This window comes from uncultured Acetatifactor sp. (assembly GCF_948601915.1).
Taxonomy (GTDB): domain Bacteria; phylum Bacillota; class Clostridia; order Lachnospirales; family Lachnospiraceae; genus Acetatifactor.
The window spans coordinates 1-13862 of the sequence record NZ_CAPDXS010000141.1; the positions used below are offsets into that span (position 1 = coordinate 1).

10 protein-coding genes are annotated in these 13862 nt (G+C 57.1%); 9 read left to right on the forward strand and 1 reads right to left on the reverse strand.

What is annotated here, in order from left to right:
* Positions 1–112 (reverse strand): cold-shock protein (locus Q2B33_RS19410; RefSeq protein WP_300914183.1); only part of this gene is annotated, 112 nt, incomplete at its 3' end.
* Between the two features lie 350 nt (positions 113–462).
* Between Q2B33_RS19410 and Q2B33_RS19415 the strand changes: the two genes are divergently transcribed.
* The 9 genes from Q2B33_RS19415 (at position 463) to Q2B33_RS19455 (ending at position 11946) form a co-directional block, all read left to right on the forward strand.
* Complete coding sequence (locus Q2B33_RS19415) at positions 463–1236, forward strand: PTS glucose transporter subunit IIA (RefSeq protein ID WP_300565249.1); 774 nt, start codon at positions 463–465, stop codon at positions 1234–1236.
* 165 nt (positions 1237–1401) lie between these two features.
* The gene (locus Q2B33_RS19420; protein ID WP_300565247.1) at positions 1402–1752 is read left to right on the forward strand and encodes a metal-sensing transcriptional repressor; all 351 of its coding nucleotides are present in this window, start codon (positions 1402–1404) and stop codon (positions 1750–1752) included.
* Between the two features lie 105 nt (positions 1753–1857).
* Positions 1858–4917 (forward strand): heavy metal translocating P-type ATPase, encoded by a 3060-nt coding sequence (locus tag Q2B33_RS19425; RefSeq protein ID WP_300784052.1) that lies wholly within the window; start codon positions 1858–1860, stop codon positions 4915–4917.
* Positions 4918–5041: 124 nt separating this feature from the next.
* Positions 5042–6211, forward strand: a complete 1170-nt coding sequence (locus tag Q2B33_RS19430) for a MotA/TolQ/ExbB proton channel family protein (protein WP_300565243.1) — start codon at positions 5042–5044, stop codon at positions 6209–6211.
* Entirely contained in the window at positions 6195–7142 is a 948-nt protein-coding gene (locus tag Q2B33_RS19435) for an OmpA family protein (protein ID WP_296457019.1), read from the forward strand. Before Q2B33_RS19430 ends, Q2B33_RS19435 begins: the two co-directional genes overlap by 17 nt.
* A 29-nt stretch (positions 7143–7171) precedes the next feature.
* The gene (locus Q2B33_RS19440) at positions 7172–8062 is read left to right on the forward strand and encodes an AraC family transcriptional regulator (RefSeq protein WP_300565240.1); all 891 of its coding nucleotides are present in this window, start codon (positions 7172–7174) and stop codon (positions 8060–8062) included.
* A 278-nt stretch (positions 8063–8340) separates the two neighbouring features.
* Positions 8341–9276: a sugar ABC transporter permease gene (locus tag Q2B33_RS19445; protein ID WP_300565238.1), complete on the forward strand. Its 936-nt coding sequence runs from the start codon at positions 8341–8343 to the stop codon at positions 9274–9276.
* Positions 9277–9315: 39 nt separating this feature from the next.
* Positions 9316–10209: a carbohydrate ABC transporter permease gene (locus Q2B33_RS19450; RefSeq protein WP_300565236.1), complete on the forward strand. Its 894-nt coding sequence runs from the start codon at positions 9316–9318 to the stop codon at positions 10207–10209.
* 108 nt (positions 10210–10317) lie between these two features.
* Positions 10318–11946: a hypothetical protein gene (locus Q2B33_RS19455; RefSeq protein WP_300565234.1), complete on the forward strand. Its 1629-nt coding sequence runs from the start codon at positions 10318–10320 to the stop codon at positions 11944–11946.
* Positions 11947–13862: the final 1916 nt, after the last annotated feature.

Consider the following 13862-nt stretch of genomic DNA (forward strand, 5'->3'; position numbering starts at 1 on the left):
CTTCGCCAACGATTGCAGAGAAATGTACAAACACATCGTCGCCGCCATTGTCGTTGGAAATGAATCCGTAACCTTTTTCAGAATTGAACCACTTAACTGTACCGTTATTCATTTTGGTACCTCCTTGTAATGAAAATTTGTAATTCTTAAACGTCGGGCAAAAAAATCACATATTTTTGTAAATCGTCATCAAAGTAATAGCGACTTACAAAAATATGTGAGTTCCATGACTTTCATTCAGAATACGAATATGAGTATAGCTTGCTTTGAAGGAATTGTCAACTACTTTTTTTAAATATCGCATAAATTTTTTTCGGACAGGGAAAACTTGGCATTAATCAATACTGACGAGCGCTGAAAATGCCGGCCCTCTCGCGGGGCGAACGCCTCCAGGGACATTCGGGCAGATTTCACCGCCGATTAGTATAGTTAAGTATGGTTATGGAAAGGATGGGTTCGACGATGATGTTGTTGGGCGTGATGTGGATGATGACGGCAGCGGTGGTAGGCTTTATGCTGGGCAGGGTCTCGATGTATGGGCAGACAGGTGTCCTGGAGGCAGTGGAAGACATGGAAGAGGGATATTCCGTGGAAAAAAAGCATTCCATGGGAGAGAGGGATTTCAAGGAGGAAAGGCATTCCAAGGAGGAAAGGCATTCCATGGAGGAAAGGCATTCCAGAGAGGCGCGGCATACAGGAGGGAAGAGGAGGCTCCGGGGGCGCGGGAAGGGGCACTGCCAGGAGGAAGGGCGGCACTGGTCCGTGGGAAGCCCGGTGTCCGGCACCGTGACGGCGCAGGGAGATGGGGAATGCCCCGCGCTGGTGATTGAGCCTGACTGCGACCGGGTGTACGCTCCGGCAAACGGGAAGATTACCAGGCTGTATCCCATGGGAAATGCGTTTCGGCTGCTCACGGAGTTCGGGACGGAGCTCTATATCCGGATAGGAAACGGCGACGACGAGCTGCTGGGGAGGTACTACCGGCCCAGGATCCTGCAGAATGAGATCGTTGGGAAGGGGAAGGTGCTGATGGAGTTCGACAGGGCAGGGCTGGAGGCGGAAGGCATAGCCTGTCAGGTGAGCGTCTGCGTGGAGGGCTGCAGGTACGGCGGTAACGTGAAAGGGACTGCCGGGGAAAGGGTCAGGCTGGGAGAGGAGATTTTCCAGGTGCAGGAAGCTCCCGAGCCGGAAAAGCCAGGGCCGGAAACGCGGTTCCTGTACAGGGTCTTCGACTGAAGGTCCAAGACATTTGTGAAAAATGCCCTTGACAAATACCCCAAGGGGGTATATCCTGAGAAGGAAAGGATATATACCCCCTTGGGGTATTTTGCCTTGAAAACCGGAGGGAAGGAAACGGAACAAATTGCCGTCCGCGGCAGACAGGGTCAGGAGGATAGAAAGATGGCGGAGGGAAATACTACGAACAGTCAGGAATGGAGCGAGGCGGTGGATGGCAGAGCTGGGTGCTGCTGCCACAGGAAGACCACGCCCCGGGAGGAGAAGGAGCTGAAGGCGCTGAAGAACCGGCTGAACCGTATGACGGGGCAGCTAAGCGGCATCGGGAAGATGCTGGACGAGAACAGGTACTGCGGGGACGTGCTGGTGCAGGTGGCTGCCGTGGAGAGCGCTCTCCAGTCATTTGCCTATCTGATTCTGCAGGAACATATGGAGACGTGCGTGGTGGAGGAAATCCGAAAAGGCAATCTTGCCGTGGTGGACGAAGCGGTGGAGCTGATGAAGAAGCTGAAATAAGGCATTGCCGCGGAGCTTTTGCGGGAATCCGCTTTTGCATCGGTTCCGGCGGCGGACCGTGGCGGAAGCGCACAGGATGCGGTTACAGGGGCAGAAAGGAGCGACATGATGATGAAGGAGAGATACAACATTTCGGGCATGACCTGTTCGGCCTGTTCCTCCCATGTGGAGAAGGCGGTGAATAAACTGGCGGGGGTGGAGAAGGCCTCGGTGAATCTGCTGACGGAGACCATGGAGGTCAGCTATGACCAGGGGCGGCTTACAGGAGAGGAAATCATGGCTGCTGTGGAGAAAGCGGGGTACGGCGCATCGCGGATTACCGGCGGTGGCCGGGTACAGACCGCGGTAGGCAGGGCGGGAAACCGGGGCCAGGGGGAGGGGCAGTGCGGGGACCTGCCCTCCGGCACCTGCCACCTGGCAGAGAATCAGGACGGAGGGCGGCAGGGTACGGCGCGGGAGGCGGTATCCGCAGCAGGGGGCGGATATGTCGGGACAGCGCCGGGCCGGGACAGCGTACAGCGAAAGGCTGCGGCCCAGGCCCGGGCCATGAAGTGGCGTCTGGGCGTCTCCATCGGCTTCCTGGTGCCATTGATGTACGTGGCCATGTACCATATGTACAACGAATGGTTCGGCCTGCCCATACCGGGCTTTGTACATCGTTATTTCCATGGGAATGAGAATGCCCTGACATTTGCCCTGACCCAGTTCCTGCTGCTTATGCCCATCGTGTACATGAACCGGAAGTTTTTTGCGGTGGGATTCAGGACATTGGGGCATCTGAGCCCCAACATGGACAGCCTGATCGCGCTGGGAGCCTCCGCTGCCATCGTCTACGGCGTCTTTGCCATGTACAGGATCGGTTTCGGCCTGGGCCATGGGGACATGGCGGTGGTGGAGCAGTACTCCCAGGACCTGTACTTCGAGTCCGCGGGCATGATATTGACCCTGATCACAGTGGGGAAATACCTGGAGAGCCGCTCCAAGGGAAAGACCAGCGAGGCCATCACCAAGCTCATGGATCTGTCGCCGAAGACGGCCATCGTGCTTTCGGAGGCCGGCACGGAGACTGAGGTTCCCACGGAGGAGCTGCGAAGCGGCGATGTCTTCCTGGTGAAGCCCGGGAGCCTGGTGCCAGTGGACGGCACGGTGCTGGAGGGATATTCCAGCGTGGACGAGGCGGCTATCACGGGAGAGAGCGTGCCCGTGGAGAAGCGGGAGGGCGACAAGGTGGTGTCCGCCACGGTGAACAAGGCCGGGTTCCTGAAATGCCGGGCCGACAGAGTGGGGGAGGACACCACCCTGTCCCAGATCATCCGCCTGGTGGAGGAGGCCAGCGCCAGCAAGGCCCCCATCGCCCAGCTTGCGGACAAGGTGGCCGGGGTGTTCGTGCCGGTGGTGATCGGCATCGCCCTGGTGACGCTGGCGGTGTGGCTGATTGCCGGGGCCGGGGCGGAGTTCGCCATATCTACGGCCATCGCGGTGCTGGTGATATCCTGTCCCTGCGCTCTGGGGCTGGCCACGCCGGTAGCCATCATGGTGGGCACCGGCGTGGGGGCCGGCCACGGGATACTGATCAAGTCCGGCGAGGCCCTGCAGCAGGCCAGGGACATCGACACCGTGGTCATGGACAAGACGGGGACGATCACAGCCGGGAAGCTGAGATGCATGCAGGTGGGCGTGTATGTGCAGGATATGTCCACGGACACCATGCTGCGGATCGCGGCGGCCCTGGAGAAGAAGAGCGAGCATCCCCTGGCGGAGGCCGTGGTGGAGCACGCCGCCTCTGTAAAGCTGGAACTGCCGGAAATCAGGAATTTCAGGGCTGTGTTCGGCAGGGGCGTGGAAGGTGTGCTGGCAGATGACATCCCGCCTACGCGGTTCGTGCCCGGGGAGGACGGGGCATCCTCCGTGGCAGCTCTGGAAGGGGACGGAAAAGGACAGCGGGCGAAGCGGATTTCCCATGGGCAGCAGGAGGCCTTCCTGGCCCGAAAGGACGCGGGGGCAAAGGCCGGAACCCGGTATCTGGTGGGCAACCGTGCCTATCTGGAGGAGAACGGCATCGCCATGGACCCTGTGGCCCTTGGGGGGATTCAGGAGATTGCGGATCAGGGGATGACGCCTCTTATGGTGGCCCGGGAAGGGCAGTTCTTAGGCTATATCGCCGTGGCCGACGAAATCAAGCCCTCCTCGGATGTGGCCATCCGGAAATTCCAGAAAATGGGCATCCGGGTCGTGATGCTCACCGGGGATAATAAGAGGACAGCGGAGGCGGTGCGGAGACAGCTTGGCATCGCCGAGGTGGTGGCGGAAGTCCTGCCCCAGGACAAGGAGAAGAAGATACGGGAGCTGAAAGCCGGCGGCCACAAAGTCGCCATGATAGGGGACGGTATCAACGATGCCCCGGCCCTGGCCGCGGCGGATGTGGGCATGGCCATCGGCGCAGGGACGGATGTGGCCATGGAGAGCGCGGACATCATCCTGATGAAGAGCGACCTGCGGGACGCGGTGACGGCAGTGGGCCTGAGCCGGGCCGTCATCCGCAATATCAAGCAGAACCTCTTCTGGGCCTTTTTTTATAATGCCATAGGGATTCCCCTGGCGGCCGGATTGTGGTATCCTATATATGGCATCAAGTTGAATCCCATGTTCGGCGCGGCTGCCATGAGCTTGAGCAGCATCTTCGTGGTGGGCAATGCCCTGCGGCTGCGGGGCTTTAAGAGCGGCTTCGCCTCCCGCAGGAGCTCCGGGGCAGGCGATGAGGCCGAAGCGGAGTGGACGGCGGATTCCGAAGAGGCTGCACGGGGTACCGGAGAGGGAATCCCGGAGGGGACGGCGGAGGCTGCGGAGCGGCTGTACGGCGAGAGGACGGCCGCGGACACGGCAGATACGCCTGTGGAAACAGAGAAAAACGCGGACAGCGCGGCAGGGAACCGCGCGGAAAGGAAGGAAAGTATGACAAAGGTAATGACGATTGAGGGAATGATGTGCGGACACTGCACAGGCAGGGTACAGAAGGCCCTGGAGGCCATAGAGGGCGTGAGCGCCGTCACTATGAGCCTGGAGGCGAAGACGGCCACAGTGGAGCTGGCGGCGGAGGTCTCTGAGGAGGCCCTGACCGCGGCGGTGGCCGAGGCCGGCTATGAGGTAAAGGGAATCACGGGGTGATACAATTGTGTCACTGGGAGAAACGCGCCATCCCATGTACGGCATGGGGCGCAATGGGACTGCTTCTGAGGAAGGGCGCTGCCAAGCGCCCTTCGGCAGAAAATGAAAGAGGTGAAAAGAACCAATGAAAAGCAGATTATTTTACGGACTGTTCATCGTATACGCCGCCATGGTGGCCTTTGTGCTGGCCATCAACGGGGTCTTCACCGGCGAGGTGGAATCCGTCAGCAACCTGGTCATCAACGGGGTCTTCCTAGGGATAATCGGTATCCTGTTCGTGATCTCGGCGGTGAGCTTCATGCGGCTGAACAGCCTGACGGACGAACTGGTGGATGCCGCTGGGGACTTAAAGGAAGCCTATAAAAAGGCCGGGAACCAGAATGTGTGGAGCGAGCTGGAGAAGGACAAGGAATTCTTCGAGGAGGAGAACCTGAAGAAGGCCTTCGCCAAATTCATACAGCAGATGAACAACAGCCGCATCGGGAAAAGGTACGCGGGCAGCTGCGACATCGAGGACTATATCAACGAAGAGCTTCTGGACAGGGTGGGCGGCAGCCATTACAATTCCGCTATCTCCGGAACCATGACCGGCCTGGGCATCCTGGGCACCTTCATCGGGCTGTCCCTGGGGCTCGGGTCCTTCAGCGGCGATGACATCTATACCATCTCCGACAACGTGGGGCCGCTGCTGTCCGGGATGAAAGTGGCCTTCCACACCTCGGTGTACGGCATCATCTTCTCCCTGATATTCAACTTCGTCTACCGCAGCATCATGGCGGATGCCTACGGCAAACTGAACTATTTCCTCGGCGCCTACAGGCAGTACGCCGCCCCGCCCATTAGCTCCGGCGACGAGAACACCGCCGCCATGCTGGTGTACCAGGCCAATCAGGCCAATTATATGAAGGAGCTCCTGGAGCTGGAGCGGGGCCAGGCCGCGGAGCAGGCCAGGCAATTGGAACAGATGGCCCATGCTTTCATGGAGAAGCTCCAGTCCGTGATGGGCACCGAGTTCCGGGACCTGGGCGCCGCGCTGCAGTTGGCCTCCCAGGCCCAGACCCAGAACGGGGAGAACGGAAAAGCGCTTCTGGAGGCTGTGGACGCCCTGGCCCAGTCCAACCGGAACATGCAGGAGAGCATGGAGCAGATGCTCAAGCGGCAGGAGCGGCTGGCGGATGACCTGGAGCAGCAGAAGCGCAGGCTGGAGACGGTCTGCCAGGAGATCAGCCGGGACGTGAGCAGCCAGTTGTACACCTTTCAGCAGATGAGGACTTTGTATGATGACGAAAAATAGAAGAAAGAGAAGAGAAGCCTTCGAGGAACACAGCTACTGGCAGTCCTACTCGGACATGATGGCGGCATTGCTTCTGATATTCGTGCTGATTATCGCCATCACCCTGGCCATCTACAGGCAGAAGACCGTGGACCTGGAGCGGTCCCAGAACAGTCTGGGGATAGCCAGGCAGGAGCTGGAGGACGCGAAGAAGGACCTGGAGGCGGCAAGGGCGGATTTGGATGAGTACAGGGCGGCCATCGAGAAGTCCAATGAAGAGCTTGCGAATTCCCTGGCTGAGCTCCAGCAGGCCTATGCTGACGCCGCGCTGACCCAGGACGAGCTGAACAAGGCCTATCTGGAGATCGAGAACGCCAGGAACGAGCTTACGTCCACCCAGCAGGAGCTGGAGGCGATCGTGGGCATACGGACGGACATCATCGGGGCCCTGCAGTCCGCCTTCAACAACTCGGCCATGAGCGTGGACGCCCAGACCGGCTCCATCACCTTCTCATCGGACGTGCTGTTCAGGTACAACAGCGCGGCGCTGTCCGCTGACAGCCGCAGCACCTTAAAGGAGATCATCCCCATGTACCTGGACGTGCTGATGCAGGAGCAGTTCCGGGAGTATATCGCGGAGATCATCATCGAGGGCCATACGGACACGGACGGCACCTACGAGTCGAATATGGAGCTGTCTTACAACCGCGCCTACTCTGTGGCGAAATTCTGCATGGATCCGAAGAACGGCCTTGCGGAGGACAAGATAGAGCAGCTCAAGGGCATCCTCACGGTGAACGGCCGCTCCTTCAGCCAGCCCATCTATGCCGCCGACGCTCAGGGGAATCCCACGGACCAGGTGAACATGGAGGCCTCCAGGCGGGTGGAGATCAAGTTCCGGCTCAAGGAGGACGAGATGATTGAGAAGATTGAGGAAGTGCTGCGGCAGTGAAGTCTCAGACAGGAATGCAGGGGTAAAGCATGCGTTATATTGTAAAGAAGGAGAACGCTGAAACGATATATATATCGGGGGGGATATTTGTCTCCAACGGAAAATGGACACACCCCAAAATGATATTGGATGACTATGAACTTGTAATTGTCCTGAAGGGCCGGTTCCAGATGAGGATAGGACAGGCTAGAAAAGAATTCCTGGAAGGGGACTGCTTCATTCTGTTCCCGGGCGAAGAGCACATCGGGATAGAAGCGGCATGGGATGTGTCGTTCTACTGGCTCCATTTCCGAATCAGGGACGTGGAGGTGCTGGAGGGGGAAAGGCGTCTTTTCCCATTGCTGGAGCGGATGTCTGGGGACGGTTCGGACGGCCTTATCTTTAACGAATGCTGCCGCCCCTCGGATCGGACGCAGCTGGTGGTGCTGATCAACCAGCTCCTGTACTATCAGTCCGTATACAAAAGGACGAGCGCCCCCATACGGCCCTGCGACATCTGCATGGAGCTGGTGCTGTATGAGCTGGCGCAGGTGACACGGGAAATCAATCTGGAGAAGCTCCGGGCCAGGTCGCCGGATGCCGGGACCATGATGGACAAGATTTATGATTATATCCGCGCCAACTGCTACAAGAATCTTCAGGTGGCGGAGGTGGCGCGACAGTTCGGATACAATTCCCAATACTTCATTCGGATGTTCCGCAGGAAGACAGGCATAAGCCCCAAGCAGTACATCATCCACCAGCAGATCAGGCAGGCGAAATACCTGTTCTCCACCACCAGCCTGAAGGTCACGGAGGTGGCGGAGCAGGTGGGGATGAGCAATGCCAGGGTCTTCAGCAAGCGGTTCCAGAAATCGGAAGGGATTTCTCCCAGCGAATACCGCAGGGCCTTCCATAAGACGCATTACAACAGCAGATAGCAGACCATGGCAGAAGGCTGTCGTACAGTAGGTTACGGCAGTCTTTTTTTATGCTTTTACGAAAATACATAGGAGAGATGGATGCTGAAATGTGATTTGTGTGCAATAAGCACAAGATACCAGTATAAAGGGAAAAGGACAAGGGCAAAATGAATAAAAGGTCAGTTTTTGATACATAAAGTCAGAAACAGTATGTTTTATAGTTAGAAAACTTAATTTACAATATGTTTATCGCAAAACATGTCGCACAGATTTCTGAAAGGAGTGTCACGGAAGATATGAATGCATCTGTACAGGGAAAGAAAAAGAACACAGTCCTCCACAGAATAAAGAAGTATCGGATACTGTACCTGCTGGCAATCATTCCCTTTGCCTACCTGATAGTGTTCCGCTACTGGCCTATTTTTCTGCAGTTCGTGCTTGCCACGAAAAACTATACCATAAAGGGCGGCATCTGGGGAAGCCCGTTTATTGGGCTGGACAATTTCGCCCAGCTGTTCCGGTCCCAGGAGTTCCAGAAGATATTGTTCAATACCATCCGAATCTCTCTGCTGAGACTGCTGTGCGGCTTCGTGCCTCCCATCATCCTGTCGATCATGCTCTTTGACATGACGAGCAAAAAGTTCCGGAGAATCAGCCAGAGCATTTTGTATATCCCACATTTCTTCTCCTGGGTCATCGTGTATGCCATTGTCCAGGTGCTTTTCCAGAATACGGGATATATCAACAGCTTTTTGGGCTTTATCGGAGTCGAGGCCAAGCAGTTCCTGATGTCGGAGAGATACTTCCTTCCGATTCTGATCGGCAGCGGGCTGTGGAAGAGCCTGGGCTGGTCTACCATCATCTACCTGGCCGCGCTGACCAACATCAACACGGAGCTGTTCGAGGCGGCCCGCCTGGACGGCGCGGGGCCGATTCAGAGAATCCGCTATATCACGCTCCCCGGGATTGTGCCGATTATCGTCTTCTCCCTGATGATTAATCTCGGCTCCATTCTGTCGGCGGCGGGGACGGAGCAGATTCTGCTGTTCTATAGCCCCACAAACTATGAAGTCAGCGACGTAATCGGGACTTGGCTGTACAGACAGGGGCTTGGAAAACTCAAGTATGGGCTGGGGGCCGCGGTGTCCGTCTTTGAATCCTCGGTGGGCCTGGTTCTCGTTCTAGTTAGCAACAAGCTGGCGAACAAGTTCGCCGGGCTGGGGATTTGGTGATTCGCAGCAGAGACGGCAGAAATGAGAGGGAAAGGAATAATGAAGAAAAGGCAGATAAATACAGAAAAACTATACCAGGCAGTCATTGTCATAATCGTCGCGATATTGGTGCTGGTCTCGCTCTTTCCGTTAATCTACGTTATGGGGCTGTCCTTTACCAGCCAGCAGGAATACATGTCCAGGGGGAACCTGATGGTGATTCCCTTCAAGCCTACGCTTGAGGGGTACAGAAGGATTCTTTTCCGAGATGACACCTACATCAAGGGACTGTTCATAAGCATACTCAGAACCGGAATCGGTACGGCTGTCACGCTGGCCTGTACGCTGATCATGGGGTACCTGCTTTCAAAGGAGGATCTCCCGGGGCGCAGATTCCTGCTGTTCGCGGTCATGGTCACGGTCTTGTACAACGGGGGCATGATTCCCACCTTCCTGACAGTGAAGGGACTTGGGCTGGTGGATACCTTCTGGTCGATGATACTCCCGGGAATGGTGGATACCTGGTCGGTCCTGGTCTTTAAGCAGTTCTTCTCCGGTCTGCCCAAAGAGGTGATGGAATCGGCGGAGATTGACGGCTGCGGCGAATTCAGGATGCTGGTGCAGATCGCCATTCCGCTGAGCACGGCGGTCATGGCGGCGCTGGGGCTGTTCATGGCGGTAGGGCACTGGAACTCCTGGTTCGAGCCCATGATCTATCTGCAGAAGAATACAGACCTGTACCCGCTGCAGCTCCTTCTGCGCAATATGTTCACGAATTCCAATCTGGGCTACAATGTAAACAGCGGAATGCAGGTGGATGCCGCGAACCAGCAGACCACCACCTCCCTGCGCATGGTGGTGACCATGATAGGGACAGTACCCATTTTATGTGTCTATCCTTTTCTGCAGAAATATTTCACATCCGGCGTATACATGGGAGCGGTGAAAGGTTGATGGCTGTCCGGGACAGCAAAACGGCGTGCACGACAGCTTCTTCAGGGACGGCCGCTCTGACGGAGCATTTGTCAAATAAAGAGTCAATGTAAAAGAAAGGGAAAAGCTATGAAGAAAAAGAAGATGATGCAGATACTGGCGTTGGCAGCGGCCATGGCGATGGTCATGACGGCTTGCGGAAACAAGGATTCAGGGAACAGCCAGGAGAGTTCCAAGGCTGAGAGCAGCGATGCTGCCGAAAGCTCCGAGAAGGCGGAAGAGGAATCCGCAGAGGAGGATGCCGCGGGTGGGGAAGTTGCTGCGGAAGGATCGGATGTGACGATAGAGGCTTTCGTCACGAATCCATGGACCTCCAGGGCCCCGGCCCAGGACGATCCCTATGAAGCCTACATTGAGCAGAAGTTCGGCGGCGACTGGACGCTGACCTGCGCTATGGAGGGAGAGGGCGAGAACGAGCTCGTGACCAGGTTCACCTCTGACGCGGAGCCGGATTTGATTGGATTCGGCACCGCCACACAGTTGGACATGCTTTACAACGAAGGCGTCCTGCTGGATGACTGGAATGTCTATGCGGACAAGATACCCTCCGTGCTGGCGAACATGGGAGATGATCAGATAGCCTATTACACCACGGAGGACGGAAAGCTGAAGGCTGTGGGCGGCATGCCCGGCGGACAGATCTGGGCGTTCATGATCAGGCAGGACTGGCTGGACAACCTGGAGCTTGCCATGCCCACCACGCCGGAGGAGCTGCTGCAGGTCATGAAAGCGTTCACCTTCAACGATCCCGACGGGAACGGTGTGGATGACACCTATGGCTTTACCGCTGCCGGAGGCGGAAGCGGAATCGGTGAGGTGGCAAAGCTCCTCATGATGTATGGAAATCCCAGCTTCTATATCACGGATGAGAATACGGTGAGCCATCCGATATTGGACGGATCCTATAAGGAGTTCCTTGATTTCGCGAAGAGCATGGTAGATGAGAAGGTCATCGACCCGGACTGGTATACCCTGGGCTGGGACGAGAGGAAGCCTAATCTGTTCCAGGGAGCCTATGGCATATGCTATTATCCGCCTGAGGCGCTGATGATGGAGACATCGGGCGGCGGAGGCAGCGAGTCCCTTGCCACTGGCTGGACTATCATGGACATGTGCGGCGGTAAACTGGATGCGCTGGATTTGCTGTCCGAGACACGCTGCTCTGTATCCGCCAAGACTGCGGAAGACAGCGCCAAGATGGACATCATATGCGATTTCCTGGAGAAGACCGCAGGGATGAGCGACGATTACCTGAACATCCGCTTCGGTGCGGGAATCGAGGAGCAGATGGGATTCGTGCGGAATGATGATGGCTCCATATATGCATGGCAGGATGATTTTTCCAACACTGTGTTCGGACAGACCAATGCCTGTAGCTGGGGACAGCTCATCGTATCCCGGCCTGCCAACCTGACGCTGGGCGCTACTGAGGTGGTGGACATCTGGACGGAAAGGGCGATGAAATTGAAGAATGAGGCCATGGAGATGGATCGCTGGTCCGTGAACTACCGCTTCCTGAATCCAGATCCTACTGTAAAGACAGAAGCGGGCAATGTGGAGAGCCAGTTCGTGAGCAGATATATCCTGGGCGAGACGGATGATTACGATGGATTCGTAGAGAACTGGCTGAGCAGCGGCGGGCAGGAGCTTCTGGAGGATGCGGAGCAGACTTTCCGCAAATACGGCCTGATGGAGTAAGGAGCTTGCCAGTGCGGCAGCGCACAGATAGGAGAGAGGATGGACAAGAAAGAATACAGTCGCCCAGTCTCTTTAAGGAGAGTACAGGTGACGGACGCCTTCTGGAAACAGAAGATGGAGCTGGTAAGGAAGGAGGTGATTCCTTACCAGTGGGAGGCGCTGAACGACCGAGTCCCGGATGCTGAGCCCAGCTACTGCATGCACAATTTCCGGGCGGCGGGGAAACTGAACGCCAGGAGAAGGGAGCTGGGGGAGGCCTATGTGCCAGAGAAGCGCCCGCTCGTCTCTGGGTGCCATCCCGAGGACAGGAATCACATGGAGGACGACAGGTTCTACGGCAATGTGTTCCAGGACAGCGATTTCTTCAAATGGATTGAGGCCGCGGCGTATTCCCTTACCCAGCACCCGGATTCGGAGCTGGAAGGGACAGTGGACGAGGCAATCGATGCCGTGTGCGCCGCACAGCTTGAGAACGGATACCTGGACACCTACTACATCATCAACGACATGGACTATGTCTTCACGAACCTGCGGGACAACCACGAGCTGTACTGCTTCGGCCATCTGACGGAAGCGGCGGTGGCCTATTGCCAGGCAACGGGGAAGGACAAGCTCCTGCAGGCGGCCATGCGGTACGCGGACTATATCGGTTCCTGCTTCGGCCCTGAGGAGGGCAAGAGGAAGGGGTATCCCGGCCATGAACTGGCGGAGCTGGCTCTGGTGCGGCTCTATGAGCAGACCGGTGACGGGAAATATCTGGAGCTGAGCCGCTTTTTCATTGAGCAGAGGGGCACCAGGCCGTATTACTATGACGAAGAGCACCCGGAGACCGTAGAGAAGGGCAAGGAGGGAGAAATAAGGCACTGGTACCACCAGGCCCACCTCCCGGTGCGGGAGCAGAAGGAGGCAGTGGGCCATGCCGTCCGCGCGGTCTACCTCTATTCCGGCATGGCGGACGTGGCGCGGCTGACAGGGGACGATTCCCTTTACAGAGCCTGTGTGGCGCTCTGGGAGAACATCACGGAGAAGAAGATGTATATCACAGGGGGAATCGGGGCCAACAGCATGGGGGAGATCTTCTCCTTTGACTACGACCTTCCCAACGATGCGGCCTATGCGGAGAGCTGTGCAGCAATCGGGCTGGTGTTCTTCGCCAGGCGGATGCTGGAGATAAAAGCACAGAGCCAGTATGCCGATGTGATGGAGAGGGCGCTGTACAACGGAATCCTGAGCGGCATCGCCCTGGACGGGAAGAGCTTCTTCTACGTGAATCCGCTGGAATGCCTGCCGGAGGCCTGCTATAAGGACAGCAGGAAGCGCCATGTGAAGCCTGTGCGGCAGAAATGGTTCGGCTGCGCATGCTGTCCGCCCAATATCGCCAGGACGCTGAGCTCTATCGCGTCCTATGCCTGTACGGAGTCGGAGGACACTCTGTATGTACATTTGTACATCGGATGTGTGCTGGAGAAGGAGTTCGCTGGCGGAAAGGTGGAAATCCGCATGACGTCCGGATTCCCCTGGGACGGGAAAGTGGCGCTGGAGGTGAGGGCGCAGGAGGAGACGGAATTCACCATTGCCCTCCGCATCCCCGGCTGGTGCAATGCCTATACCATAGACGGAGAGGCGGGATGCCTGGAGGGCGAGGATATCAGGGACGGTTATCTCTATGTAAAGCGGGTCTGGAAGGACGGCGAACGCCTGGAGCTTGAGTTCCCTATGGAGGTGCGCGTCATGGCAGCAGATGCCAGGGTGCGCGAGGATATCGGGAAGGTGGCCGTGACCAGGGGGCCGATTGTGTACTGCATGGAAGAGGCGGACAACGGCGGGAACCTGCACCTCTACCGCCTTGGGACAGACCCCGAGCCTGTGGCCCACAGGAGGAAGATTGGGAGATCGGAAGAGCGTCGTGTAGGGAA

Excerpts from the sequence above, each read along its gene's own strand:
- Q2B33_RS19425 (WP_300784052.1), top strand. The coding sequence starts at position 1,858 with ATGATGATGAAGGAGAGATACAACATTTCGGGCATGACCTGTTCGGCC.
- Q2B33_RS19435 (WP_296457019.1), top strand. The coding sequence starts at position 6,195 with ATGATGACGAAAAATAGAAGAAAGAGAAGAGAAGCCTTCGAGGAACAC.
- Q2B33_RS19445 (WP_300565238.1), top strand. The coding sequence starts at position 8,341 with ATGAATGCATCTGTACAGGGAAAGAAAAAGAACACAGTCCTCCACAGA.
- Q2B33_RS19450 (WP_300565236.1), top strand. The coding sequence starts at position 9,316 with ATGAAGAAAAGGCAGATAAATACAGAAAAACTATACCAGGCAGTCATT.
- Q2B33_RS19440 (WP_300565240.1), top strand. The coding sequence starts at position 7,172 with ATGCGTTATATTGTAAAGAAGGAGAACGCTGAAACGATATATATATCG.
- Q2B33_RS19430 (WP_300565243.1), top strand. The coding sequence starts at position 5,042 with ATGAAAAGCAGATTATTTTACGGACTGTTCATCGTATACGCCGCCATG.
- Q2B33_RS19415 (WP_300565249.1), top strand. The coding sequence starts at position 463 with ATGATGTTGTTGGGCGTGATGTGGATGATGACGGCAGCGGTGGTAGGC.
- Q2B33_RS19455 (WP_300565234.1), top strand. The coding sequence starts at position 10,318 with ATGAAGAAAAAGAAGATGATGCAGATACTGGCGTTGGCAGCGGCCATG.
- Q2B33_RS19420 (WP_300565247.1), top strand. The coding sequence starts at position 1,402 with ATGGCGGAGGGAAATACTACGAACAGTCAGGAATGGAGCGAGGCGGTG.